Origin of the sequence: Aliiglaciecola sp. NS0011-25, from assembly GCF_040370605.1 — a bacterium.
GTDB lineage: Bacteria > Pseudomonadota > Gammaproteobacteria > Enterobacterales > Alteromonadaceae > Aliiglaciecola > Aliiglaciecola lipolytica_A.
In genome coordinates this window covers 1-25,796 of record NZ_BAABWR010000023.1, presented here as the reverse complement: position 1 = coordinate 25,796, position 25,796 = coordinate 1, and the positions used below count along the sequence as shown (strand labels likewise).

Genomic DNA, 25,796 nt, shown 5'->3' with positions numbered 1-25,796 from the left:
CTATTTTAGTGCTGCATATTGTTACGTTATTATATACAATGTCGCAAAAATAGAACAAATTCTAATTTAGATCGGTTTATATGAAGTTAATTTGCGCCACCATTTGCCTTTTCATCAGTTTTTCCAGTTGTGCACGCACTGATGTAATTCGAGCACTTTTTCTCGCTGATGCACCTTTTCATGGTGATGCGACTGCTGAACATCACGACTCTTTCACCATGAACGGTGAGTTCGGAGTTATCTATGCCGATGGAAATACCACAGGTACTACGGTTACCGGTAAGTTAAATGCTAAACAAGATCTGCTTAAATGGCATCACCGTTACGTGGCAAAAGTACTGTATAAACAAAACGAACAAGTTATTGATGAAAATAGTGAATTAGTTACCAGCGCACAGAATGTTTTCGTTTCAATGCAATCAGATTTTAAATTAAAAAATCCCACTAACCGTCTATTCATGTACGGTGAATACGAAGATGATCGATTTAATTCATATCGTTACCAAGCCGCTTTAGCTGTGGGTTATACAGAGCAATTATGGTCTGATAAAGAGAGTGAGTTTACCTACAGTGTCGGGCCAGGGTATGCGCGCTCGATTGCCAAAGAAAATACTGATGTGTTAGATCAAACTGGTGTTATAATCCGCGCGGCAATGGAATACGAGAAAAAATTCAATGATATGGCAACGTTCAGGCAATATTTAAGCACTGAAACCGACGATGAGTTTTCACGCTCTTTTTCGGAAACTTCTTTGGCGGCAAAAATTAATGGTTCTTTGGCTATGAAGTTGTCTTTTAATATGACCCATAATCGTTCACCTCAAGAGTTGGACGAACCACTAGATACTCAAACTTCCGTCACATTGGTATATCAGTTTTTTTAATTGAATTGCTAAAAATAACCATGAATCAGCAACTTGGTACATTTTGTGTTTACCAACTTGGTGGTTTGAAACGTTTCAAACAATATTCAGTAAAACAATAATAATATCAGCTGTTTTTATTTTAATTAAAATCAGGAAAGTCGAATGAAAAAATCAGTTTTATGTTCAGTTATATTTTGCGCCCTAGCAGCAAATGTAAGCGCAGAAGAAACTAAACCTTTTACCATGGATGGCGAGTTTGGCTTAATCGTCACTTCTGGTAATACTGAAACTACTTCCGTTAAAGGTAAGTTGTCTGCTCATCAAGAACTAGAAGAATGGAGTAACGACTTCATTATTGAAGGGTTATACAAAAAAGACCAAGTAACAGTTGATGAAGAAACTGTTACACAAACCACGGCACAGAAGTGGTTCGTATCTGGTCAGGCTAACTATAAACTAGAAAACCCAGACCATCGTTTATTTGGTTTTGGTTCTTACGAAGATGACCGTTTTAGCAGTTATGATTATCAATCTACCGTCGCTGTAGGTTGGAACCAAAAATTGTGGGCAGACGAAACGTCGTCATTTGAATACAGTATCGGTCCTGGTTATTCTTATTCTAAGACTCAGAGCACTGAAGACGCGGATGGAAATTTTGTAGCGGGTGAGACTGAGAAAGGTCTGATTGTACGTGGTGCATTAGATTATCAGTGGAAAATCTCAGATACCGCTACTTTTAAACAGTTGTTATCAACAGAAGTTGGTGAAGATAATACAAAATCTAAATCTGTGACGTCGTTATCTGCAGCAATAAATGGTTCTTTGTCTATGAAATTCAGTGTGACTTTGGATCATAACTCTGGTGCATCTGATGATACTGAAAAACTAGATACACAAACTGCAGTCACTTTGGTTTATACCTTTTTCTAATCCCTGCTTGTTTGATATTTGCTTGAAGCCGGCTTTTTACGCCGGCTTTTTTATGTTTTACGCAAGGCGTTTACCAACGAAATTGCGCCACCAATAGAGTTTGCTGCTGATTTGCATCTATCGGAAGGTCTAATTGGGCTCTGTTTTGTGCTGTATTCTTGTTGAAATGCTGCTCTATACCTAACTGCCAATTTTCATCAATATCGTAGCGCCAAGCTAAAGTTAGCCCGTAGCCATCACTGTTATTCATGTCGGTGGGGAAAACATCATCTTCAGATACTATAAACCTGTCATAACGCAGGCTTATTCGGTGCTGTGATACTGTATGGCTAAGCATTAAATACCAAGCATCAAAATCCACGTAAACATACTTAACGCCCATTACAGTACTGCCGGTTATAATTTGGCTAATCAGCCGTGTATTGGCGTCTAATTTATGTTGCATGGAAAACGAATGGAATTTAGTGCGCCAACCATAAAGTCGTTGACTGTTAACCGCTAACGGATCAGCTTGATTATCGTAATAATAATAACGAAAGCTTGATTGGTTGAAATAGCTCAGATGCAAGCCTGTATAAAACCCCCAACGTCGGTCTAGTTCATGGAAAGGTTCTACATAGTCAGGATGAAATATAAAGTCAGTATCAATCACCGTCGGGTAGGCTGCAAAGTTGACTCTGTCATTGTTAAGAGACTGTCGGTCGTGCATCGCAAAGCCGCGCCAACTTATTAAGGTACCAAGAGGATCATTACCTTTGAAAGTCGCCGCAACAATCTCCCACGTCCAAGGGCTTCTTCTTGCTCTGCCAGGGCTATAAAATGATAGCTCTAGACCTAGCGTTCGCATTTCTTCTCCTACCCAGCTATTGATTGCCGATTGGGTATAGGTGTAGGGAGATAGCCAGCCTGCATCGACATTTTCCAATGACAAGCGTGGGTAAAAAAAGCCAGCTCGCCCTTTGAATTTGATTTTTTCAGGGCTTAAAGGTTTATAGTTTAAAAACGCTTGAGAAAACCCGAAATGTTGTTCACCGTCAGCATAATAATTCGCCACGGCATCTACACTTACGCTGGAGGTTATGTCTAAATTTGTGTGCAACAGAGCTTGTTGAATACCTAATTTACTTTCATCGTGACGAAGAATACCGGTACCTTGATGTTGGTACGATTGCCAACTGTCAGCATCAGCAAGGTAAATTTGCATTAGGCCGCCAATCTGATTTGCCACGGCTGGTGTTACAACACTTATACATACCAACAAGCTAAACACAAAGTTGGCAATCAACGTTTTGCACAAAAGGTAATTTTTAACTATCAATAGCAAAGTTCCATGTTGATTAGCATTACACTCTATTCGTAATCGGTTAGTTTATCTGCTTGTTGCTCATAAAAACTAAGGTCTTGTAATAGCTTTTCTTTTAGAGAAAAGCGCGCACTAGTTGGAGCATCAACATTAATCATTTGGGTCAAAGCGTCGAAATCATCTTGAATTCTAGGATGCCAAATTTTGACTTTGTAATGACCTTTAGGAACGTCTATTGTTACTTTTCCATCTTGACTGGTTTTTGCAAAATAAGGCGTATCTACCACCCAAATATAAGCAAGCATCCAATCATGAACATTACAACCGAGTTCTACTTCACCTTGATTCTCAAATAGCAATGGGTCGGCGTTTGATCCTTTATACAACTTTAATTCAAATTGTTTAGCTGGAGAAAAGGAGTAAACATGGTGTTTGATTGAATCAGAATTAGGAAATACTACTTTACTGCCTTTTTGAACCGCTAAAATGTGTGGCATAAATTGACGGTCTACTTGATCCATGACCGCAATATCTTTGCTAATTTCAGCAACCGCAACATCGTCTTCAGGCTCTAGGTAAACGACAGTTTGGAAAACAGGGGTATTGTTATGACTCACAACGTCAATTGTTACCGGTATCGCGAACGCTTTAAGGCTAACAAACACAGTGCAAACCCAGAATATCTTATGCATCTAAGTACTTCCCAAATCTCGTTGGCATTATAATTAATACCAGTAGAACGAGTTTTTAACCAATAAATTTCTTATTAATATACCTTGTTATGGGCAAGGTTACATTTTAATTGATGGCTTGATTGGTTGTTCAGTTATGAGGGGCAAATGAAACCCGTTTAAGGTGACGTTGAATGGCGCATAAAATAAACAGCACTTCCCGATAGAGTGGCTATCGGGAAGTGTTAAACGATTAGTGTAAAATACGAGTTTTAATTGTCCCGTCGATTTTAGTGAGTTGCTCAAATGCTTCTTTCGCATCGTCTGTCTCAACGTCAATTACCACATAACCAATATTTTCATTTGTTTGTAGATATTGTGCAGCGATATTAATGTTGTGAGCTGCAAATGCTTGGTTGATCTGAGTTAAAACACCAGGCGCATTGACGTGGATGTGTAATAAACGAGAACGATTTATATGTGATGGCAAGGATACTTCAGGGAAGTTAACCGCTGAAAGCGTCGACCCGTTGTCACTGTATTTGGCCAATTTACCCGCAACTTCAATACCGATATTTTGTTGTGCTTCTTGGGTACTTCCACCTACGTGAGGAGTAAGAATCACGTTATCAAATTTTCTCAAAGGCGAAACAAACTCTTCGTCATTTGATTTTGGCTCTACTGGGAAAACATCAATAGCAGCGCCGTTCAACTTGCCTGATTCCATGGCTTCTGCCAATGCATCAATATCAATTACGGTGCCTCTGGCAGCATTCATTAAGATAGCGCCATCTTTCATCATCGCCAGTTCTTTTTTGCCAATCATATTTTGCGTCTGTTCAGTTTCAGGCACATGCAAAGAAACAACATCTGAAGTACTGAGTAATTGCTTAAGGGTTTTAACTTGAGTTGAGTTACCCAAAACCAATTTATCTTCTATATCAAAAAACTGGACTCGCATACCTAAGTGCTCTGCCAAGATGCTTAGCTGAGTACCAATGTGGCCATAACCAATAATACCTAAGGTTTTGCCTCGCGCTTCATATGATCCTACTGCGCTTTTTTCCCATACACCGCGATGGGCTTTGGCATTTTTACTTGGTACACCACGAAGTAATAAAATGATTTGGCCTAGGGCCAACTCTGCAACTGAACGGGTGTTAGAGAAGGGCGCATTGAACACCGGAATACCGCGTTTTTGTGTTGCTTTAAGGTCGACTTGATTAGTACCAATACAAAAACAACCAACCGCTACGAGTTTTTGTGCAGCATCTATAACATTTGCAGTGAGCTGTGTACGAGAACGAATACCAATAAAGTGAACATCTGCAATCTTTTCGATTAACTCTTCTTCCGATAACGACGTCTTAATATATTCAATATTGGTATAGCCATTGGCTTCAAGGGTTTCCACTGAACTTTGGTGTAAACCCTCAAGCAACAATATCTTAATTTTTTCTTTGGGCAGTGATACTTTGCTCATTAATGTTCCCGTACATGATCGTTAGTTAAAGATATCCGAATTAAGAGACATCTGGACGTCTATTTGAATGTGAAAAATACCAGAACTTTTTCAAATAAGAAAGAGCCTGTTATATTTATTTGGTCTAATCAATCTCAATTACTTCGGTGTCTGTGGCGACTAATACGATATCTGCTGCACGCATGGCGAACAGTCCATTGGTGACAACCCCTGGAATCTGATTAATTTGTTTTTCCAATTCAACTGGATTAAGAATTTTTAAATTGTGCACATCAAGAATGACATTACCATTGTCGGTAATCACACCTTGACGGTATTCAGGATCGCCACCTAATTTTACTAATTCTCGGGCAACAAACGAACGTGCCATCGGGATTACCTCAACTGGCAATGGAAAGGCACCTAAAACCGGCACTTGTTTGCTGTCATCAATAATACAGACAAACTTTTTAGCTACAGCGGCCACAATTTTTTCTCTTGTTAACGCTGCACCACCGCCTTTGATCATATGTTTATGTTTGGTTATTTCATCTGCCCCATCAACATAAATGTCAAAATTGTCTACTGAGTTGAGATCAAACACTTCGATTCCCATTGCCTTCAGTTTTGCCGTTGAATCATCAGAGCTAGAAACCGCACCTTTAATCTTGTATTTTACTTTTTCCAGTGCGCTTATAAAATAATGCACGGTTGATCCCGTGCCTACACCAATAACACTATCGTCAGTAACAAATTTGATCGCGGCTTCGGCAGCGGCTCGTTTTTTTTCATCTTGAGTCATGTTTGATCCTATTCATTGGCAATGTTTAATACATTCAAAAAATCTGCGCAGAGTATACCGCACTTAGCTCCCACGCGGCTACAAACACTGTATATCTTGATTTGAGGTTATTTAGGTTGAAATAACGCGACTGGGGGTGACTATTTTGTGGACCGGAATATCCCAACTTTCGGTGCTTAAATTGGACGCTTGCTGACAGTCATGGGCGTATCCAATAAGCTGCGGTTTTACCGGAGAGGAGGTTATTTCAGCAAGTGTTCTATCATAAAATCCACCGCCCATACCCAACCTATTGCCAGTTTCATCAAACGCGACTAAAGGTAAAAATATACAATCGAGTTGTGGCACTGCTTTAACTTGTGATGATGAGATAACTGGTTCAGGAATATTAAATCGATTTTTACGCATTTTAGTATCCGCAGCATATCGAATAAATATTAGATAATTCTCACGGGATGGATCTAAAACAGGTAAATAGGTTGTTTTACCATTTTGCCAACACCAATCAATAATGTCGGTACAAGACAACTCTCCGTCTTGGTCAAGGTAAAGTGCAATGTGATTGGCATGCTCCAGTATTTGGTGTTTGATAACAGTCTGAAGCGCGTCTCGACTAGCTAGTTTTTGTTGCTCTGCAGATAGGTTGCGGCGCAATTGACGAAATTGTTTACGTAAATGGGATTTGTTTTCTAACAACGCAAAGACACCTTTGAAAACACAGATTAAGCACAACAATATCTGTTCAGTATACCAATAACTCGGTTCTTTTCTATCAGCTTGGTGAGTAAATTTTAGGATTAAATTTAGTTAAATGATGAGACACAGGTGAAGTTGTGTATTCAGAGCTTAAGATCGATAAATTAAGCGTTTAAAACGAAAATGGTAACCTTAATTACCATTTTCGATAGGGGATATTGTGATTACAGCGAGTAGGTGTCGATGTACAATTTACGCAGTCGATCATGATCAACTTTGGTGGCAACGTCGATTTGCTGGGCGTCTAACCAAAGAGGGCTGGCAGTACTACCTTCTGGTGCTACTGTTGTCTGTCCGCGGTTAAGTGGATCAGTGGAAACTCTGGCATGACCGCGAGTAAATTCAAATAAACTGGGGTCTACTAAATAAGCCAGTGGCATCGCATCATGGAAGAAACAAACACGGTCGTCTCTATCTTGTGAATAAAAGTCCACGTAGAACTGAGATGACTTTTTGACGAATCCACCCAGCTTAGGGTTTTTGATTTCTAATTCATCAAGAAAATCTAACGTGAAAGGCACATCATTAGTCACATCCAAACCAAACATTTTCAGATCCCATGGCGCTGCAAACACTATCTCAGCGGCATACGCATCGTTCCATATGTTAGCTTCAGCTACAGGAGTCACATTACCCTTCACAAAAGCAGCGCCACCCATAATGACCACTCCTTTTACCAAGTTGGGGAGTTCAGGTTCTAAACGCAATGCTAAGGCCAGATTACCTAGCGGGCCAATTGCCACTAAGGTGATTTCACCTGGATGTTGACGAGCCATATCGACAATATATTGGGCTGAGCTGCGAGGATCGAGTTCGCGCTTTGAAGATGGAAAATCGATATTGCCAAAACCATCATCACCGTGCACAAAATGTGCGTAACCTGACTCAGGACCAACCCAAGGCATACCCACACCCTTGGTTACTGGAATGTCTTGATCAGCTAATTCACATAACGTGAGTGCATTTTGAGCCGACATAGTAACAGGTACGTTTCCGTATACTGTGGTTAATCCCAATACCTCGATATCAGGAGATTGAAAGGCAAAAAATATTGCCATTGCGTCATCAATACCTGGATCGGTATCGAGAATTATTTTATGAGCCATATAATCGTTCTCTTTAATGATAAATTGTGGTTAAGCTTGATGCTGACTGAGGAAAAGATCAACCTCTTCAGTATTCGGAATTGATTGGGCAGCGCCACTACGTGTCACTGCTATTGCTGAAGCTGCGCACGCGCGCACTAACGCATCCTTGGGTTTATGACGTCGACTGTATGCCGCTAGAAAATAACCAATAAACGTATCACCAGCTGCGGTCGTATCTACTGTTTCAACCGAGAATGCAGGAACTGTGATGGTTTCTTCAGCCAATACAAATCGCACTCCTTGTTTACCTAAGGTAATTAATACCTCTGCATGGGACCATTCGCGACGGAAATATTCTTCCATTTGATCAATATCGTCGACTCCGCTAATTGCAGCTGCTTCCACTTCATTAACAATCAGTAGATCGATACAGTCATGGGGGAGCTGTTTCACTGAATCAGTCATTGGCGCTGGATTAAAAGCCACTTTTAACCCTAACTTTTTAGCCTCTTGAAACACAATGTCTATGGAGCTTGTTTCATTTTGAGTTAGTACCCAAGCAGATTCATCAGCGCCATCAAGGGCTTTGAGAACATCCTGATTTTCAATTTCAAGGTTCGCGCCACCAAATAAAACAATGGCATTTTCACCTGAAGAGGCCACTTGAATTATTGCATGGCCAGTAGGGGAGTCGGTGCACTGCACATATTTGCAGTCAACACCTTGTTTAATCATTGCTTGCTTAAAATGGGCGTCATGTTCGTTAATTTTTCCCACATGCCTAACATCGGAACCCGCTTTCGCTAGTGCGATCGACTGGTTTGCTCCCTTGCCGCCTAATAATTGTTGATAATCTGTTGAGGATAAGGTTTCACCGGGTTGAACAAAATGATCGACCTGATAAACATGATCAATATTGATTGAACCGAAATTAATAACAGCCATAAAAGTTCCAATTTAGCGCTATGAGATTACAAAGAAATGCGTTTGTACCATAAGTTAACGCTAAAAAGAACAGTTTAACCTGACCATTTGGTCAACTTTGACGGCCTAACGGTTATTTTTTAACTATTGATAACTTATTGCTGAAAATTTCTGCACTTCGAGATTGCTAGGCTATCGAGAAAAGATAGACGCAATTTTGTCGAATAAACCTTGAGTTTCCACAAATGGTTGCTCGTTAGCTTGAAACAAACGAACAGATATAGTCGCACCGTGTCCCCAGGGCCACCAAGACAGCATTAAGTCATTTTGCCCATTGTCATCTTTGGTAAGCAATTGTTGTTTTTTCTCGAGAATGCCGAAAAATCCTGCGCGGTGTTTGAGAAACGGATTGGCTTTTTTAAACTGCTTCTTATCCCAAATATGGGGAAAATGTTTTTTGGCTATTGAATAAACGTGCTGTGCATGGTCCACGGAAAACTCAGCCAGAAGACAGCCAAAATGCTCGTCCCACTTCCATTCGATTTGATGGTCTAGGTCTTCAAAAAATTCAGGACAAGCTTCACGCATTGCCTGTTGTTCAGTCGGTGGCACTTTCATCACATTATTATTCTTTTCAACGTTAATTTTAAAAGTTTAGTGGTTTTCACTAAGAAACTGTTAGCGCACTGTATCGGCCAATTCCCTGTGTGCCTGAAGTATTTTGTATAACGCCTGTTTTCCGTCCAATCAACAGTATTAGAATAACCTGCAATTTATGAACCGAAAACTTTTATATTCTTATAAAACAATGGGTTGTGAATTTTGGAGGGTGCATAAAAAAGCGAGGTGTCAAATAAATTGACACCTCGCCCTATGAAATTAGAATCTCCCAAAATGCCGCTGTTCGGTGTGGGCCCGTGAACCGAAAGTTCAGGGCGGAAACATCATCACTACCGTAGGCGTCTTGATACTAGCCAAGCTTGCACAATAGTAGTGGAATCAATTTCCAGGTTAAATAGCATCGGCCAGGGACAAAACTGAACTGGCAAACACCCCAGGAGAATTACGAATTTTAGCATAGCGGCGCTAAAATAAAATCGAAAACTGGTAATTCATTTTTAGTTGCTTATAAACTGCACTAAATGGCGAAATTTCAACACAGTCACCGCTATCAAAATGACAAAGCTTTACTAAAGCCTCATCATGCTCTAGGCAGGCACCTTTGGTAGTGATACGATCTCAAAGCCCTATCTTGTGTCAGTTCTTGAGTGGAAATGGCACTAATGGAAAATAAAGGAAACAAAATTGAATCCATCGCATTTAAATTATGAAGAGTTGTCTACTTTATTGGAACAGCACAATATTCTCACTGATGCATCTGAAGTACATGGCATTTTTTGCGGTATGTTATCGGGTGGAATGGCGTTAGAAAGTCAGGAATGGTCAGTTGCGCTTAATGATTCAATAAATCAAGGTGACGCTTTACCTAATGAGGTTCAAGTGCAATTAACCGCGCTTTACAATGATACCTGCCAACAGTTATTAGAAACCGATTTCACTTTAACCTTATGTATGCCCGATGACTCAGCTCCAATTAACGAAAGAGGCAAAGCATTAATCAATTGGATTCAAGGTTTTATGTTGGGGTTTGGTTTGCACCAAGCTGATTTAACTGCCTGTTCTGCCGACGTGAAAGAAGCGTTAGAAGATTTTTATGAGATTTCTCGTATGGACGAAACCATGCCAGAAAATGAGGAAGCAGAAAAAGCCTTGTTCGAAGTCATCGAATACGTTCGAGTTTCTTGCATGTTATGTTTCAACGAATTGGGTCATTCAGCTGACCAAGCACAAACTGAACCTAAGACGGTACATTGATGTCATCAGAATTAATTAAAGAGTGCACTAAACGCCGACAAATTTTACGTGAGCGAATGTTGCCAAACAGTATTGCTGTCATACCTGCAGCAAACATGGTAACCCGCAGCAATGATACTGAGTTTCCTTTTCGTCAAGACAGCGATTTTCACTATTTGTCAGGCTTTCCGGAAGCAGATGCCTATTTAGTGATTAGTAATAGTCCATTGATGGGCGATGTATTCAGCGCTTTATTTTGTTTACCTAAAGATGAATTAGCAGAAATTTGGCAAGGTAGACGGATTGGAGCTGAGGCGGCACCAGCTGATTATGAAGTCGACATAGCTCACCCCCTAGACGATATCCTAGTAGGTTTAACAAGTTACCTAAATGGTCACGAAAATCTGTATTTCGCTCGCGGTCATCATGGCCCTAGTGATGCGTTAATGGATGAAGTACTCGTCAACTTACGCAATGCGCCAAAACAATCGAAAATCGCTCCTAGTTGCGAATTCGATATTCGCATACTGCTACATGAAATGCGCCTATTTAAATCTGACTTTGAAATTTCAATTATGCGCCAAGCTGCCGAAATTTCTTGTGATGCGCATATCGCCGCAATGAAATTCAGCGAAGTGGGCAAAAATGAATTTCATTTAGAAGCCACGATTCATCACCATTTTGCCATGCATGGTGCAAAGTCACCTGCTTACTCAACTATTGTTGGTAGCGGCGACAATGGGTGTATTTTGCATTACACCGAAAATAATTGTGAGCTACAAGACAATACCTTAGTGCTGATCGATGCCGGTGCTGAATTGCAAGGATATGCAGCGGACATTACTCGCACGTTTCCGGTAAATGGTCGATTTAGCGAACCACAAAAAGCGTTATATCAACTGGTGTTGGATGCACAATTGGCGTCTTTTGCCATGTTTAAACCTGGAAGTACCTTCAAAGCCGCATCTGATAAAGCCATTGAAGTCCTCACGAGGGGACTAATTGAATTGGGATTGTTGAGTGGTGACTTAGAAGACAACATTGAACAACAAAATTACCGTCAGTTCTTCATGCATGGACTTGGACATTGGCTTGGCTTGGATGTACATGATGTGGGTAACTATAAAGTGGCAGGTGCAGATCGGGAGTTTGAACCTGGCATGGTTATGACTGTTGAACCTGGTTTGTATGTGTCTGAAACGGCTGAGGTTGATCCTAAATGGAAAGGCATTGGTATTCGTATTGAAGATAATATTGTGATTACCGAAGATGGGTATGAAGTGTTAACCGATAAAGTGCCAAAGACCATTGCAGATATTGAAAATTTGATGGCGAACTAGCAATAATGAACAAAGCTGAACAATCATTTGATTTGGTGATCGCTGGTGGCGGGGCAGTGGGTCTTAGCTTAGCGTTGGCGATTGTGAAACAAAGTCAGCTTAAGGTTGCCCTGATAGAGGCTAATCAGAGCCCTGAAGCGGCGACGCCCCGTTCAGAGTATTCTAGCGGTGACGATTCAAGCTATTTAGATTTGCGCAGTGTTGCTCTTTCTGCCCAGTCAAACCAGATGTTAACCGCGTTAGGCTTAACGGGATTATCTGAATTTGCTTGCCCAATTTCGCATATACATGTGTCAGATCAAGGTCATTTGGGGAGCAGTACCTTAGCTGCGCAAGAATACCAACTGGATGCTTTGGGGCAGGTGATTGAATTACCCGTGTTGGTGAATTTATTGCAAAACGAAATCCACCGATACGCAAAACAAGTTACCTTTTTTTATGGTCAAACAATTGAACAGCTTCATAAATCTTCGGGGCAGATAGATGTAATTCTAGGTGATGAACAACGATTGAGTGCGTCGCTATTGGCAATTGCGGAAGGAGGGAATTCCCCAACTCGCGAAAAATCAGGCATCGAAATTCAGCTCAAAGATTATCAGCAATCAGCGATCGTAGCCAATGTTGCGCTGTATGAAGACCATAACAACACTGCATTCGAACGTTTTACCCAATATGGCCCTTTGGCTTTGTTACCTTTAACGACTCCATTGCAACAAGCCGATTCGTATCGAAGTTCGTTAGTCTGGACGTTGTCGCAAAAGCAATGTGAGGACGTATTGGCGTTAAGCGATGAGGAGTTTATTGCGCGTTTACAAGATGAGTTCGGTTATCGATTAGGGAAAATAAAAGCCGTCGGTAGGCGCAGTGCTTTTCCATTGATTCAAAGTAAAGCGTTACAACACATTCACCATCGCACCGCGTTATTGGGAAATGCTTGCCAAACCTTACATCCCATTGCAGGGCAAGGATTGAACTTGGGGCTAAGAGATGTTGATGAACTTGTGCATATTATATTAGCTGAAGAAACTCTGGATATCGGTCAATATCGAACTCTACAGCGCTACCAACAAAATCGCAAAAATGACCAAGGCCGCTTAATTAGTGCAACGGATTTATTGGTTCATACTTTTTCTAATCTTTATCCTCCGTTAGTTTTAGGGCGTAATCTAGCCCTTGGTATTTTAGATTGTCATCCTAGGATAAAACAAATTTTAGCTCACCATGCCATGGGCTTTCACGGCACATCAGGAAAACTCCATGCAAAATTATGACGTAGCAATTATTGGCGCAGGCATTATTGGCTTAACGGCTGCACTGGCGTTGCAGAATACTGATTTGCGTGTTGTGGTTATCGATTCTGAGCCGGCGGATCAGCCTCTGGGTCAAGAACCAGAGTTACGAGTAAGTGCAATTAATCTTGCTAGTCAGAACATTTTTTGCAATTTAGGGGCTTGGCAAGGCATTTGCGAGCAACGATTGCAGCCTTATCAACACATGCAAGTGTGGGAACAGGATAGTTTTGCCAAAATTGATTTTTGGGCATCGGATATTCAGCAAACACACCTAGGGAGTATTATTGAAAATCAAGCCATCCGCTTAGGTTTGATGCAACAACTCAAACAAGTCGCGAATGTAGAAATTGCGGCTAGTGCCAAAATCGCCAATATTTCCATTGGTCAATCAGAAAGTTTTATTAGTCTAGAAAATGGCAATCATGTCAGCAGTAAACTAGTGGTTGGTGCTGATGGCGCGAATTCGTTGGTGCGTAAAGTGGCAAATTTACCGCTGACTTTTTGGGATTACGATCAGATTGCTATCGTTGCCACTATTGAAACAGAATTCGCGCACGAAAATGTGGCGCGACAAGTGTTTACCCCTGACGGACCTCTGGCGTTGTTGCCATTGTATGAAAAAAACTTGTGCTCAATTGTTTGGTCACAAAGAGTCGAAAAGGCAGAGTCTCTGTTAAAATTGGATGATCGAGCATTTAATCATGCCTTGAGTGCCGCCAGTGACACGCGTTTAGGACAAGTGAAGCTTGTGAGTAAACGAGCCAGTTATCCGTTAAAAATGCGTTATTGTCGCAAGTGGGTGAGTGACCGTATTGTTTTGATTGGAGATGCTGCTCATACCATACATCCTTTAGCAGGGCAGGGCGCAAACTTAGGTATTGCTGATGCAGCTGCATTAGCCGAAGTGCTGGTTGAATTGCAACAGCAAAATAAAGATATAGGTTTGGCTAAAAACCTGCGTTCATTTGAGCGTTGGCGTAAATCAGAAGCACTGCAAATGATTGCCGTCATGGAGAGCTTCAAGCGACTTTTTAGTGGTGCCAACCCGGTGAAAAAGTTGATCAGAGATATAGGGTTATCAGCGACAAATCAGTTATCGCCGTTAAAAAACGATATTATTAAACAAGCAGTTGGAATTGAGGGCAATTTACCTAAGCTGGCAAATATAGATACCAGCTTAGATTCAGCAAGTTAGTACTTATTAATTTGCTGTTTTTATCGGTTATTTAGTTAGTTTTGTAACCACACTTGGTATTCTTCTGAGGCTAGGAATCCGGCAAACGCGGGTTCACTTCCCAAACTCTCAGGAGTAAATTCGTAATACAATCGTTCACTGATCAGATTCAATGTATCAGCTACTCCTTGGTAGTTTTGTTGTTCATTATAAATGGTTAACAAGGTCCAGTAGGGAGGTTCAAAATTTGGCTCAGCATTGACACCTAGGTAGGCATATTTTAATGCTTCATTCATTTCTCCCGCGTTGTAATATAAATTTGCACTCAGCTCGCCAAGGGCTCCATCCATTCCAAAGCGTTTAATGACGTTCTCCATCGCTTGCATGACTTTGACGTTATTCTCGGTCATCACATAATAATCTAGCAGCATAAATTGGGTAGAGGGTAGGTGACCAAAGTATTTGTCTAACAAACTAAGTTGTGCGAGATATTCTTGATCATTAATATTTTGCGCAAGGCCAACACCAGTATCAATCATGACTCGTTGCTTTTTCATATCTTCCGGCATACTTAAAAGCAATTTATAAGCTTCTAGAAATTGCCCTGATTGACGTAAGCTGCCAATTCGTTGGAATTTCTCCACCACATCTTTGTTAATTTTTTCTTTACCAAACATTTTGCCAAAAAAAGAATCATCAGTAGATATCATCAATGCCGTTGCTTGGGTTAAGGAGTCACTAAATTGAGCGCCTTTGCTGGCGATATGGAAATCAAAAACTTTTTGTTCTTCGTTGAGAAATAAAATGAGGTATTCATGCCCACCTGTCGCGTAGTCGATGCGGACAAGGGGGCGCAGGGCACCTTGCTCGTCAAGCATGCGTATAAAGCTAGAGCTTGATTCTTCATTGAAAAATTGTGCAAAAAGATTATTGATTAAGGTTTTCCGTGTGCGTTCCGCCGAAAATCCACGCACAAAATCATTTATTTCACTTTGTTTGGAAAATAACGCACTGCCAACAATTTGCCCTAAATTTTTCGTGTCGGTCATTTCTCCTAAACTATCTATATCGTGATTATTCAGTGCTTCAGCAAATTTAATGGCGCTCTGTGCGGATTGTTGTGCGAAAACCGAGTTTTCGTTGTTCCCACCCATTTGTTGGGCGTTGCTCAAATTTGAAAATACGCTTAACAGAAGAATGAAAAACGTATTTTTAATAAAAAATGCATATGTTTTTGAGATTGAATCAGTGTTCATAAAATAAGTCCATTTTACGTTTTTAGTTTTAATTTTAGGTGTACCTAATTGAGTTTGCCGATAAAGTTATGCTTTGTACATGACTGAATCGTTTTCAAATATTGTAGACCGTATGCTTTTCGATAAGTTATTTGCCTTAAACGTTTCATAGCAGGGCTTCGCGATAGAGATTGAAGGAAGTCTAGAGTAGCAATATTGTGTTGCGTGTTTTTTGCACATATTATAATTAAAAACGTCTTGGGCTTATATCATTGTGCAAAAAAGAACTTTCTTAAAATTATCCTCTTTCGGAATGGCATCTATAGCATTCAATGGTTTGTCGTTGGAGACCGCGGCATCACCTGTTACATCAACCAAACTGTCAAAGGTTACTGGCAACGTTCAACCGATTTCAGTGCAAGAGAGAAAGCTGCGTATTGCTGCGGCGCAGAAGCATATGGCAGAACAAAAAATAGATGCCATTATTCTAGAGCCTGGTGCGGCTATGGATTACTTTACTGGAATTCAGTGGTGGCGAAGTGAAAGGCTTACCGGCGTTGTCATTCCTCAAAGCGGTGATATTGCCGTTGTTTGTCCCTTTTTTGAAGAGCCAAGTATTCGTGAGTCTTTAAAACTTGGTGATGATGTTCGAGTTTGGCAAGAGCATGAAAGTCCCTTTGAGCTAATCAAACAGGTTTTGCAAGACCGAGGCATAAGAAAAGGCAAGTTGGGTTTTGAGTCTACGCTTAGATACTTCGTCCTTGATGGCGTAATGGCTTTGCTACCTGATATGAATCACGTCAGCGCCGAACCGGTCACCTTAGCTTGCCGCATGTATAAATCTGCACATGAATTGACGCTTATGCATAAAGCCAATGAAGTGACCTTGATGGCCTATGAACATGTGTTTTCTCAGCTTCAACTGGGCATGACGCAACACGATGTAAAACAATTGATGGACGCTACTCAATCACAGCTTGGCGGCACAAATACTTGGTGTTTAGCGCTGTTTAATGAAGCAAGTGCATATCCACATGGCACTGGGCAGTCGCAGGTTATTAAACAAGGCTCAGTCATTTTAATGGACAGCGGTTGCAGTGTGCATGGTTATCAATCAGATATCAGTCGAACCTTGGTTTTTGGCGAAGCATCTAAAAAGCAGCGCGCAGTTTGGGAAACGGTCAAAAAAGGCCAGCAAATAGCATACGAAACCGCTCTAGTTGGCACTGCTGCGGGTAAAGTGGACGACGCGGTGAGAGCGTATTACGAAAAACAAGGTTATGGGCCACTTTACAAGCTACCTGGTTTGTCACACCGAACAGGGCACGGCATCGGCATGGAAGGTCATGAAAGTGTCAACTTTGTTAAAGGTGAAACAACGCCACTAAATAAAGGTATGTGCTTGTCAAATGAGCCCGGAATTTATATCCCCGGCGAGTTTGGTGTGCGTTTAGAGGATTGTCTTTACATGGGGGATAAACAAGCCCATTGGTTCACCGAACCCCCTAAATCATTAGACGAACCACTAGGTCGATTAGTCCCGCTTTCGGTTTAATCCACCACTGTAGGACGGGCTTCAGCCTGTTGTTATGTTCCGATGATGCGGGGCTAAAGCCACCGCCTACAGGGTAGGGGAAATCATCTTATTTGTAGCATGGCCTTTAGGCCATGGAAGGTGGTTAACCTCCCACCAAAGTTTCCGTGCAGGTTGTAGCATGGTCTTTAGGCCATGAAATTCCCCTAACGCGGGGCTAAAGCCACCGCCTACAGGGTAGGGGAAATCATCTTATTTGTAGCATGGCCTTTAGGCCATGAAATTCCCCTAACGCGGGGCTAAAGCCACCGCCTACAGGGTAGGGGAAATCATCTTATTTGTAGCATGGTTTTTAGGTCATGGGAGATGGTTAACCTCCCAACGAGGTTTTCGCGCAGGTTGTAGCATGGTCTTTAGGCCATGGAATTCCCCTAACGCGGGGCTAAAGCCACCGCCTACAGGGTGGATTTTGCGCGGGGCTTACGATTTCAACCTGGCCATGATGAAATCGGCTAAGGCGCGACTAATTTGCGGGTGTTGGGTATCGAGGTTGAATAGGCATATTTTGATTTTGCCTAATTGTGGCAACGACTTATGGCGAATTTCCTGTAAGGCACTGGGTAAACTAGACCTTGCTAACGCGGTGATGCCTAAACCTTGTTGTATTGCTGCTATCAACCCATAAAGATCGGCATTGGTATAGGTGATTCGCCAGCTGGTGGTTTGTTGTTTAAGTTTTTCAATTACACGGGAGCGATAAACACAGCCATCTGGAGCTAAAACCAGTGCTACTTTGTTAGCGCTTATGGCTTTATTTGCATCGCCCACCCAAATTAACTCATCTTCTAACACCACTTCACCTTCGGTTTGTTGATCTGGATGCACTAGTGCCAGCACTAAATCAAAGTCACGGTGATTTTTATCATTGAGTAAACTACGGCTCAGTTCAGAGGTGACTTCTAGGGCGACATCTGGATATTGTTTACTGAATTCTCCGATGATACTGGGGAGTAGGGTAGTAGCAAATTCGCTAGGTATGCCTAGTCGCAGTCGGCCTCGTAAAGACGATTGTTCGAATTGACGGAATATGTCGTCGTTGATACTCAGCATGGTTCTAGCTTGTTGCAATAGCGCCTGACCATCTTGGTTGACTAACTGGCGCTGGCCAATTTTATCAAATAGGCGACGTCCAAGTTGTTCTTCTAATTTCTTAATTTGTAAACTGATTGCCGGCTGCGAACGGCCCAGCATGTCACCCGCTTTAGCGAAGCCGCCTAGCTCTACGACAGTTACAAAAGTACGCAATTGGTCTAAAGACAGTTGTCTCATAAAAGATATTCAGCTTATAAATTCATTAGGATTACTAATTTAAGTAATTTAATACATTTAAAAAAATTATGTAAGCATTTGAATTATCAATTTGTCCCAGCGCCGAGTGATTTCTATACTGCTAATTCTAAGTGACTCAATCAGGTGAAGGTAAATGACCAACAAAACAGTTTTACACCCCAAGCATATTGAAGCTGGCGCAAAAATGGTGGACTTCCATGGCTGGGAAATGCCGATTAATTATGGTTCACAAATTGAAGAACATCATTCAGTGAGAAAAGATGCTGGCATGTTCGATGTGTCGCATATGACGATTGTGGATGTAAAAGGCAGTGAAGCTAAAGGCTATTTACGCAAACTATTGGCTAATGATGTAGCCAAATTGACCGAAAAAGGTAAAGCCCTTTACAGCGGTATGTTAAATGAAGAAGGCGGTGTGGTAGATGATTTGATTGTTTATCACTTCGACGAAACAAATTATCGCTTGGTTGTTAACTCAGCCACTCGTGAAAAAGACATGGATTGGTTGAACAGCGTAGCTGATGGTTTTGAGGTTACTATTACTGAAATCCCTGATTATGCAATGATCGCTGTGCAAGGCCCGAACGCTAAACAAAAAGCCGCGACTTTGTTTTCAGACGCACAAAAAGAGGCTGTTGCTGGAATGAAGCCGTTTTTTGGTGTGCAAGCAGAAGATTTGTTTATCGCTACGACCGGTTATACTGGCGAAGCGGGTTACGAAATTATGGTGCCTAACGAAATGGCGGGTGATTTCTGGCAACGTCTGATCGAAGCTGGTGTTGCTCCATGCGGCTTAGGTGCTCGTGATACCTTGCGTTTGGAAGCAGGTATGAATTTATATGGCCAAGACATGGACGAAACGATTTCTCCGCTAGCCGCAAACATGGCTTGGACTATAACTTGGGAACCAGCAGATCGTGATTTCATGGGCCGTAAAGCACTTGAAACACAGAAGGCTGAAGGCACTCAGAAGTTAGTGGGCTTGGTGATGACTGACAAAGGTGTTTTGCGCACAGGTCAAAAAGTGAAGGTGTCTGAAGGGGAAGGCGTGATTACTTCCGGTACATTTTCTCCAACCCTAGGACATAGTATTGCCATGGCAAGATTGCCTGCTACTGCAGATACCACCGCTGAAGTAGAAATGCGTAAAAAGTGGGTAACCGTTAACATCGTTAAACCTAGCTTTGTTAGAAACGGAAAAAGTGTTCTTTAAAAAGGTGAGATAACATCACCTTAAATGAAATTTCGATTAAGTAGTTTAATAAAAACCAATATTTAGGAACGATTATGAGCAACATTCCATCAGAATTACGTTATGCATCAACTCACGAATGGGTTAGACCTGAAAGTGATGGCACTTTTACCGTCGGGATCACCGAGCATGCTCAAGAGCTTTTGGGTGATATGGTATTTGTTGAGTTGCCAGAAGTTGGCGACGCGGTAGGCGCTGGAGACGACGTAGCTGTAGCTGAGTCAGTAAAAGCAGCTTCTGATGTTTATGCACCTATCACAGGAACGATCGTAGCCATTAACGAAGATTTGGAAAACACACCAGAACTTGTTAATAGTGACGCTTTTGGCGACGGTTGGTTGTTCCGCATAGAAGCTGAAGATCCAGCTGAAGTGGAATCTTTGTTAGATGCTGAAGGTTACTCAAACAGTATCGACGAAGACTAATACTCGTTATCAGTAGAATGCTCGCAACTGTAATTATTCGTAATTACAGGTGGCGAGTATTATCTATTGATAGCAAACAAGTTGTATTGAATTCAAATATATAGAGAGCTTTTGCATTTCTATTTCCAGTATCACATTGTTCAAATTAAAGGCACTCATTCATGGCTAATACTCCGTTTTCACTCGCTCAGTTAGAACAGACCGAAGATTTTGTAAGGCGTCATATTGGCCCAAGCGAAAGCGAAATGGCAGAAATGCTCGAATTTGTTGGCGCTGAGTCATTAGACGACTTGATGAAGCAGACTGTTCCTGCTGGGATCCGTTTACCAGAATCCTTAAACATTGGCGACAGCATAACCGAAGTACAAGCATTACAAGAGCTCAAGCAAATTGCGAGTAAGAATCAGATTAAACGCAGTTTTATCGGCATGGGTTATAACGATACCATCACGCCAAATGTGATTTTACGTAATGTATTGGAAAATCCAGGTTGGTACACGGCATATACGCCTTATCAGCCTGAAATCGCCCAAGGTCGTTTAGAGGCGCTGTTGAACTATCAACAAGTGACAATTGATTTAACCGGATTAGAACTTGCTTCTGCCTCTTTATTAGATGAAGCAACGGCCGCTGCAGAAGCCATGGGGCTTGCTAAGCGTGTATCTAAAAACCGTAAAGCCAATAGCTTTTTTGTGGCAGACGACGTGCATCCACAAACATTGGATGTGATTAAAACCCGTGCAGAAATGTTCGGATTTGATGTTATCGTTGGCAAAGACTCAGAGGCCGTTTCTCACGATATATTCGGCGCCTTGTTGCAATACCCAGGCACTACTGGTGAAGTCAAAGATCTGACCGATATCATCAGCGCCCTGCATGACAACAAAGCGATAGTCTCGGTAGCCGCAGACATTATGAGCTTAGTCTTACTAAAGTCGCCTGGTGATATGGGCGCGGATGTTGTTCTAGGTTCTGCTCAACGCTTTGGCGTTCCAATGGGCTACGGTGGTCCACATGCCGCCTTTTTTGCCACTCGCGATGCTTATAAACGCTCGCTACCTGGCCGCATCATTGGTGTATCTAAAGATACTCGCGGACGTCCTGCACTGCGCATGGCGTTGCAAACCCGTGAACAACATATTCGCCGCGAAAAAGCTAACTCAAACATTTGTACAGCTCAAGTATTGCTTGCAAACATGGCCTCGTTCTACGCGGTTTATCATGGTCCTAAAGGTCTGAAAACCATTGCCACTCGGATTAATCGTTTTGCCGATTTATTAGCTGCAGCATTGACCCGTCATGGTTATGCGTTAAAGCATAATAGCTGGTTCGACACCATCACTGTGTTAGTTGAAGACAAAGACGCCCTTATTGCTCGTGCTGCACAAGCGGGTATGAATTTACGTTCAGATCTAGCTGCAAACGAAGTGGGAATTTCTGTTGATGAAACCACCACCCGTCACGACTTAAAAGCGCTTATCGATTTATTCTGTGGTGATACTCATGGTTTCAATATTGAAATGATGGACGCAGAAATTACCACCCAAGGTTCGAAATCATTACCCACGCATTTACTGCGCACTGATGAGATTTTAACTAACCCAGTGTTTAACTCTTATCACTCAGAAACCGAAATGTTGCGTTATATTAAATCTTTGGAAGACAAAGATTTAGCCTTAAACCATTCAATGATAAGCCTTGGTTCATGTACCATGAAATTGAATGCGACTGCGGAAATGATCCCGGTAACTTGGCCAGAATTTGGCAAACTGCATCCATTTGCGCCAATTGAACAGGCGCAAGGTTACAAGCAGATGATTGACGAACTGAGCGATTGGTTAATTAACATCACCGGGTACGATGCGATGTCGATGCAACCTAACTCTGGTGCGCAAGGTGAATATGCTGGCCTAATCGCCATCAAAAATTACCATGAAAGTCGTGGGGAAGGGCACAGAAACGTATGTTTAATCCCAAGCTCAGCCCACGGAACTAACCCTGCTTCAGCGCAAATGGTGAGCTTGAAAGTAGTGGTGGTTAACTGCGATAAAAACGGTAATGTCGATTTAGCTGACTTGCGCAAGAAAGCCGAAGAAGTGGCTGAAAATCTGTCCTGTGCAATGATCACCTACCCATCTACGCACGGTGTTTACGAAGAAACCATCAAAGAAATGTGCGACATTGTGCACGAGTTTGGTGGTCAGGTTTACATGGACGGTGCCAATATGAACGCCCAAGTTGGGGTAACCTCACCTGGATTAATTGGTGGTGATGTGTCGCACTTAAACTTGCACAAAACCTTCTGTATTCCACACGGTGGCGGTGGCCCAGGTATGGGACCTATCGGCGTAAAAGCCCACTTAGCCCCATTTTTGCCGAATCACAAAGTAGTCGATACCGGTAATACCACTGCTGGAAACGGCGCTGTTTCAGCCGCGCCGTGGGGAAGTGCATCGATTCTGCCAATCAGCTATATGTACATCAAAATGATGGGCAGCGAAGGCCTCAAAAAAGCCACCGAAGTGGCAATGCTAAATGCCAACTACGTAGCCCAGAAACTCGAAGGGCATTATCCGGTGCTTTACAAAGGTCGTAACAATCGTGTTGCTCACGAATGTATTATCGACCTGCGTCCAGCTAAGGAAACCTCAGGTGTAACTGAAATGGATGTGGCTAAACGCCTAAACGACTACGGTTTCCACGCGCCAACTATGAGCTTCCCAGTAGCTGGTACGCTGATGATCGAACCAACAGAATCTGAAGCAAAAGCAGAACTAGACCGCTTCATCGAAGCCATGATCTGCATACGCGCTGAAATGGCAAAAGTGGAAAGCGGCGAATGGGATGCAACCGACAACCCATTACACAACGCTCCACACACCCTAGACGACATCTGCGACAGCGACTGGAATCGTGCCTACGACCGACAAACTGCCGCATACCCAGTGCCGTCAGTGGCTAGAAATAAATTTTGGCCAAGCGTTAACCGCATCGACGACGTATATGGCGATCGTAACTTGATCTGCTCATGCCCAAGCATTGAGACCTATATGGAAGATTGATTTTTTTTGTTTTCAGTAAATAAAGTGTTTACGGGGATTAAATAAGACGTTTACAGTAAATAAGATGTTTACGAGGATGCTAAAAGCCCACTTTGATGTGGGCTTTTCTTTATTTTATGTCTGATTTAAGGGATCTATATACTATCGAATATTTCACAGTTTTTACGACAGCGCTGGTAAGGGTTGATATCGTTTGTACATGGGAAGATAATATCAAATAAATTTAAACTGAATCGAACCTACTAAATCGCAGAACATTGATGCGGAATTTATTATGCGATGAAAATTATTTACCTTATAAACTTAGTCCAAAAAGCCTGTTAATGCGGATCACCTCAGAGGTGGCAGCGAGCAGAGACTCGCAAGCTACAGCAAAAAATTACAAACCTACTACTCCATTTGAAGGAGTAACTGTTGCTCGTATTCATCATTGCGCGGATTGTGGGCATAAAGGAAATTTAACACCTCACAAGTATTGGGGTTCTGGAAGAGGCTGCCCTAAATGCGGACCAAGTAGACGCGGAGTTTCAAAGTCATTAACACAAAAAGAAGTAGAAGAACGGGACCGTGCTGCCAAATCAAAATCTTATGTTCCTGTAGGAAAATACTCGGGAAATCACACTAAGAGATTACATCGCTGCTCAGAGTGCGGGTATAAAGGGTATTTGGCCCCATCAGCGTATTGGAGCAATGGTACAGGTTGTCCAGAATGTGCTAAGGCTAGTCGAGGTGACCAACGAAAGCTAACATCGGATGAAATATCGAATCGCGATAAGAACGCAAAGTATGCTGACACCTATTGTCCGCTAGATTTGTATCATGGATTGCACACCAAAAGACTTCACGAGTGCAGGGTTTGTGGCTACAAGGGAAGGCTGACGCCAGCTAGCTATTGGAGATCTGATACAGGTTGCCCCAAATGCAGTAAGGTTATACAAGTACTGCGTCAGAAATTAGATCCCGAAATTGTTGCGCATAAAGACTCAAACGCTTTGCACTATCTGACCTTTCCTCCTGTAGGACCTTATGATGCGATAAAAATTCATCGAAAGCATAGCTGCTTAATCTGCCATATTGAAAAAAAAATGACACCAGATCAATTTTGGCGTGGCGGTGGATGCCCTATATGTTCAAAACAAGAGAGAAAAGTAACTTCAAGAAAAAGAAGATCTACTTTAGCACTTGAGACTGTCCTAGAGCGCGATGAAAACGCAAAGTATGCCGAATCATATCCTCCTGCTGAGTGTGAAGAATACTTCAACAATCATACTTTTCGGATCCACGAGTGTAAGGCGTGTGGTCATTTGGGGGAATTGACACCAAAAGAATTTTGGCAACAGAAAAAAGGGTGTCCTAAATGCAATAGTCGAAAGCTTTCGGCTCAAATAGTCAAAGAAAGAGATCGTAAATCTACTCATTTCAGCACTTTCCCACCTCAAACTGGATTTGAAGGAACAAACATTCATCGTCTTCATGAGTGCAATGAATGTGGCCACTTAGGCATAATGACACCTAATCTTTTTTGGAGCGGAACTGGTTGCAATAACTGCAACTTCCAAATAGGTGAGAAAGAGGCTTTTAGAAGAGACAGCGAAGCACTTCACGCAACTACTTACCCGCCGATAAATGGCCAGAAATACTTAGGAATAGATGTAAAACGCAAACATATGTGTACCACACCAAATTGCAACTTTACAGGCATGATGTCTCCTTACAACTATTGGAAAAAAGACGTAGGGTGCCCAAAATGTGCAGAAAAACGAATCGCATTATTACATGTATTCTCAAGTGAGCAGATTAGAGAAAAAGATATTGCATCAACATACTTTAGTGAATACCCGCCGGTTGGAGGGTACACGAATGCATTGACACCTCGTCTTCATAAGTGTGCCGACCATGGAGAAAACTGGACTGCACCATGTAGTTTCTGGTCGGGAACTGGCTGCAAAATCTGTGGTATTAAAAGGAATGCGGAAGGTCGTATTCTTACTTTTGAAGAAATCACACTTAGAGACTCAAGTTCTCCAAATTTCAAATATTACCCGCCGGTCGGCAACTATGAAGGTGCTTTGATTCCGCGGCTTCATAGATGTTCAAAACATGGTGAAAACTGGACTTCTCCCAGTACTTATTGGGCAGGAACTGGCTGCCCCGGCTGCGCAATAACAGGATTTGATAGCACGAAATCTGGAATTTTATACTATCTTAGAGTTGAGTTTTCACCCCGCGAGTACATATACAAAATTGGCATTACTAATCGCACGGTAAATGAGCGCTTTACGAACTTTGATCTCGAAAAAATAAAAGTAGTGCGTTTATGGCGTTATGAAGTTGGAGTTTACGCCAGAAGGCGGGAGACTGAAATTTTAAGAGCATTCAGAGAATTCAAATACAACGGAGAAAGAGTCTTGTCGAGCGGCAATTCTGAACTTTTTGTTAAGGATGTGCTTGAGATGGATTTTTAAATGGTCTTAAT

Annotated in this window: 21 protein-coding genes and 1 other RNA gene; 11 read left to right on the top strand and 11 right to left on the bottom strand. The window is 42.0% G+C overall.

Going from position 1 to position 25,796, the window contains the following annotated elements:
* Positions 1-80 precede the first annotated feature (80 nt).
* Both ABWV72_RS17660 and ABWV72_RS17655 read left to right on the top strand, forming a co-directional pair.
* On the top strand, positions 81-884 hold the full coding sequence (locus tag ABWV72_RS17660; protein WP_342804996.1) for a DUF481 domain-containing protein: 804 nt from the start codon (positions 81-83) through the stop codon (positions 882-884).
* A gap of 144 nt (positions 885-1,028) precedes the next feature.
* Positions 1,029-1,796, top strand: a complete 768-nt coding sequence (locus ABWV72_RS17655; protein WP_216047198.1) for a DUF481 domain-containing protein — start codon at positions 1,029-1,031, stop codon at positions 1,794-1,796.
* A gap of 70 nt (positions 1,797-1,866) precedes the next feature.
* Here the strand turns inward: ABWV72_RS17655 and ABWV72_RS17650 are convergent, their stop codons facing one another.
* From ABWV72_RS17650 to ssrS, 9 genes are all read right to left on the bottom strand, one after another.
* Positions 1,867-3,000, bottom strand: a complete 1,134-nt coding sequence (locus ABWV72_RS17650; RefSeq protein ID WP_353372119.1) for a hypothetical protein — start codon at positions 2,998-3,000, stop codon at positions 1,867-1,869.
* A 146-nt stretch (positions 3,001-3,146) separates the two neighbouring features.
* Positions 3,147-3,791, bottom strand: a complete 645-nt coding sequence (locus ABWV72_RS17645) for a methylamine utilization protein (protein ID WP_342804994.1) — start codon at positions 3,789-3,791, stop codon at positions 3,147-3,149.
* A gap of 232 nt (positions 3,792-4,023) precedes the next feature.
* Positions 4,024-5,253, bottom strand: a complete 1,230-nt coding sequence (gene serA / locus ABWV72_RS17640; RefSeq protein ID WP_216047196.1) for a phosphoglycerate dehydrogenase — start codon at positions 5,251-5,253, stop codon at positions 4,024-4,026.
* Between the two features lie 124 nt (positions 5,254-5,377).
* Entirely contained in the window at positions 5,378-6,034 is a 657-nt protein-coding gene (gene rpiA, locus ABWV72_RS17635) for a ribose-5-phosphate isomerase RpiA (RefSeq protein ID WP_353372116.1), read from the bottom strand.
* A gap of 111 nt (positions 6,035-6,145) precedes the next feature.
* Complete coding sequence (locus tag ABWV72_RS17630) at positions 6,146-6,730, bottom strand: 5-formyltetrahydrofolate cyclo-ligase (RefSeq protein ID WP_342804993.1); 585 nt, start codon at positions 6,728-6,730, stop codon at positions 6,146-6,148.
* 224 nt (positions 6,731-6,954) lie between these two features.
* Positions 6,955-7,896, bottom strand: coding sequence for a nucleoside hydrolase (locus ABWV72_RS17625; RefSeq protein ID WP_216047193.1), 942 nt, complete (start codon positions 7,894-7,896; stop codon positions 6,955-6,957).
* A gap of 30 nt (positions 7,897-7,926) precedes the next feature.
* Positions 7,927-8,823 carry a ribokinase gene (locus tag ABWV72_RS17620; RefSeq protein WP_216047192.1) on the bottom strand — a complete coding sequence of 299 codons (897 nt, stop codon included), beginning with the start codon at positions 8,821-8,823 and terminating at the stop codon, positions 7,927-7,929.
* Between the two features lie 171 nt (positions 8,824-8,994).
* A complete protein-coding gene (locus tag ABWV72_RS17615) occupies positions 8,995-9,420 on the bottom strand; it encodes a hypothetical protein (protein WP_342804992.1) in 426 nt (141 codons plus the stop codon).
* Between the two features lie 264 nt (positions 9,421-9,684).
* Positions 9,685-9,866, bottom strand: a non-coding RNA gene (ssrS, locus tag ABWV72_RS17610) — 6S RNA.
* Positions 9,867-10,107: 241 nt separating this feature from the next.
* On the opposite strand from ssrS, the gene ABWV72_RS17605 reads away from it, so the two are divergent.
* From ABWV72_RS17605 to ABWV72_RS17590, 4 genes are read left to right on the top strand one after another with little or no spacing between them, the layout of a single operon-like run.
* Positions 10,108-10,677, top strand: a complete 570-nt coding sequence (locus ABWV72_RS17605) for a UPF0149 family protein (protein ID WP_216047189.1) — start codon at positions 10,108-10,110, stop codon at positions 10,675-10,677.
* Positions 10,677-11,996 (top strand): Xaa-Pro aminopeptidase, encoded by a 1,320-nt coding sequence (gene pepP, locus ABWV72_RS17600; RefSeq protein WP_353372112.1) that lies wholly within the window; start codon positions 10,677-10,679, stop codon positions 11,994-11,996. The genes ABWV72_RS17605 and pepP overlap by 1 nt, the downstream gene beginning before the upstream one ends.
* Positions 11,997-12,001: 5 nt before the next feature.
* Positions 12,002-13,267 (top strand): 2-octaprenyl-6-methoxyphenyl hydroxylase, encoded by a 1,266-nt coding sequence (ubiH, locus tag ABWV72_RS17595; RefSeq protein WP_353372110.1) that lies wholly within the window; start codon positions 12,002-12,004, stop codon positions 13,265-13,267.
* The gene (locus ABWV72_RS17590; RefSeq protein ID WP_353372108.1) at positions 13,254-14,483 is read left to right on the top strand and encodes an FAD-dependent oxidoreductase; all 1,230 of its coding nucleotides are present in this window, start codon (positions 13,254-13,256) and stop codon (positions 14,481-14,483) included. Before ubiH ends, ABWV72_RS17590 begins: the two co-directional genes overlap by 14 nt.
* 35 nt (positions 14,484-14,518) lie before the next feature.
* Here ABWV72_RS17590 and ABWV72_RS17585 read toward each other — a convergent pair whose 3' ends face one another.
* Entirely contained in the window at positions 14,519-15,718 is a 1,200-nt protein-coding gene (locus tag ABWV72_RS17585) for a hypothetical protein (RefSeq protein ID WP_353372106.1), read from the bottom strand.
* A 253-nt stretch (positions 15,719-15,971) separates the two neighbouring features.
* Between ABWV72_RS17585 and ABWV72_RS17580 the strand changes: the two genes are divergently transcribed.
* Positions 15,972-17,252 (top strand): M24 family metallopeptidase, encoded by a 1,281-nt coding sequence (locus ABWV72_RS17580; protein WP_353372104.1) that lies wholly within the window; start codon positions 15,972-15,974, stop codon positions 17,250-17,252.
* A 459-nt stretch (positions 17,253-17,711) separates the two neighbouring features.
* On the opposite strand, the gene ABWV72_RS17575 is transcribed toward ABWV72_RS17580, so the two are convergent.
* Positions 17,712-18,560 carry a LysR family transcriptional regulator gene (locus ABWV72_RS17575; RefSeq protein ID WP_216047184.1) on the bottom strand — a complete coding sequence of 283 codons (849 nt, stop codon included), beginning with the start codon at positions 18,558-18,560 and terminating at the stop codon, positions 17,712-17,714.
* 154 nt (positions 18,561-18,714) lie between these two features.
* Here ABWV72_RS17575 and gcvT point away from each other — a divergent pair, with 154 nt between their 5' ends.
* The 4 genes from gcvT to ABWV72_RS17555 all read left to right on the top strand — a co-directional run bounded on the left by gcvT (position 18,715) and on the right by ABWV72_RS17555 (position 25,785).
* Positions 18,715-19,794: a glycine cleavage system aminomethyltransferase GcvT gene (gene gcvT, locus ABWV72_RS17570; protein ID WP_353372101.1), complete on the top strand. Its 1,080-nt coding sequence runs from the start codon at positions 18,715-18,717 to the stop codon at positions 19,792-19,794.
* A gap of 74 nt (positions 19,795-19,868) precedes the next feature.
* On the top strand, positions 19,869-20,258 hold the full coding sequence (gene gcvH, locus ABWV72_RS17565; RefSeq protein ID WP_216047182.1) for a glycine cleavage system protein GcvH: 390 nt from the start codon (positions 19,869-19,871) through the stop codon (positions 20,256-20,258).
* A gap of 161 nt (positions 20,259-20,419) precedes the next feature.
* Positions 20,420-23,320 carry an aminomethyl-transferring glycine dehydrogenase gene (gene gcvP / locus ABWV72_RS17560; RefSeq protein ID WP_353372099.1) on the top strand — a complete coding sequence of 967 codons (2,901 nt, stop codon included), beginning with the start codon at positions 20,420-20,422 and terminating at the stop codon, positions 23,318-23,320.
* Between the two features lie 260 nt (positions 23,321-23,580).
* The gene (locus ABWV72_RS17555; protein WP_353372097.1) at positions 23,581-25,785 is read left to right on the top strand and encodes a hypothetical protein; all 2,205 of its coding nucleotides are present in this window, start codon (positions 23,581-23,583) and stop codon (positions 25,783-25,785) included.
* The last annotated feature ends 11 nt before the right edge of the window (positions 25,786-25,796 follow it).

Bases quoted from the DNA above. Each gene is read 5' to 3' on its own strand.
- ABWV72_RS17660 (WP_342804996.1), top strand. From the start codon at position 81: ATGAAGTTAATTTGCGCCACCATTTGCCTTTTCATCAGTTTTTCCAGT.
- ABWV72_RS17655 (WP_216047198.1), top strand. From the start codon at position 1,029: ATGAAAAAATCAGTTTTATGTTCAGTTATATTTTGCGCCCTAGCAGCA.
- ABWV72_RS17650 (WP_353372119.1), bottom strand. From the start codon at position 3,000: ATGCAAATTTACCTTGCTGATGCTGACAGTTGGCAATCGTACCAACAT.
- ABWV72_RS17645 (WP_342804994.1), bottom strand. From the start codon at position 3,791: ATGCATAAGATATTCTGGGTTTGCACTGTGTTTGTTAGCCTTAAAGCG.
- serA (WP_216047196.1), bottom strand. From the start codon at position 5,253: ATGAGCAAAGTATCACTGCCCAAAGAAAAAATTAAGATATTGTTGCTT.
- rpiA (WP_353372116.1), bottom strand. From the start codon at position 6,034: ATGACTCAAGATGAAAAAAAACGAGCCGCTGCCGAAGCCGCGATCAAA.
- ABWV72_RS17625 (WP_216047193.1), bottom strand. From the start codon at position 7,896: ATGGCTCATAAAATAATTCTCGATACCGATCCAGGTATTGATGACGCA.
- ABWV72_RS17620 (WP_216047192.1), bottom strand. From the start codon at position 8,823: ATGGCTGTTATTAATTTCGGTTCAATCAATATTGATCATGTTTATCAG.
- ABWV72_RS17615 (WP_342804992.1), bottom strand. From the start codon at position 9,420: ATGAAAGTGCCACCGACTGAACAACAGGCAATGCGTGAAGCTTGTCCT.
- pepP (WP_353372112.1), top strand. From the start codon at position 10,677: ATGTCATCAGAATTAATTAAAGAGTGCACTAAACGCCGACAAATTTTA.
- ubiH (WP_353372110.1), top strand. From the start codon at position 12,002: ATGAACAAAGCTGAACAATCATTTGATTTGGTGATCGCTGGTGGCGGG.
- ABWV72_RS17590 (WP_353372108.1), top strand. From the start codon at position 13,254: ATGCAAAATTATGACGTAGCAATTATTGGCGCAGGCATTATTGGCTTA.
- ABWV72_RS17585 (WP_353372106.1), bottom strand. From the start codon at position 15,718: ATGAACACTGATTCAATCTCAAAAACATATGCATTTTTTATTAAAAAT.
- ABWV72_RS17575 (WP_216047184.1), bottom strand. From the start codon at position 18,560: ATGAGACAACTGTCTTTAGACCAATTGCGTACTTTTGTAACTGTCGTA.
- gcvT (WP_353372101.1), top strand. From the start codon at position 18,715: ATGACCAACAAAACAGTTTTACACCCCAAGCATATTGAAGCTGGCGCA.
- gcvH (WP_216047182.1), top strand. From the start codon at position 19,869: ATGAGCAACATTCCATCAGAATTACGTTATGCATCAACTCACGAATGG.
- gcvP (WP_353372099.1), top strand. From the start codon at position 20,420: ATGGCTAATACTCCGTTTTCACTCGCTCAGTTAGAACAGACCGAAGAT.
- ABWV72_RS17555 (WP_353372097.1), top strand. From the start codon at position 23,581: ATGCGGAATTTATTATGCGATGAAAATTATTTACCTTATAAACTTAGT.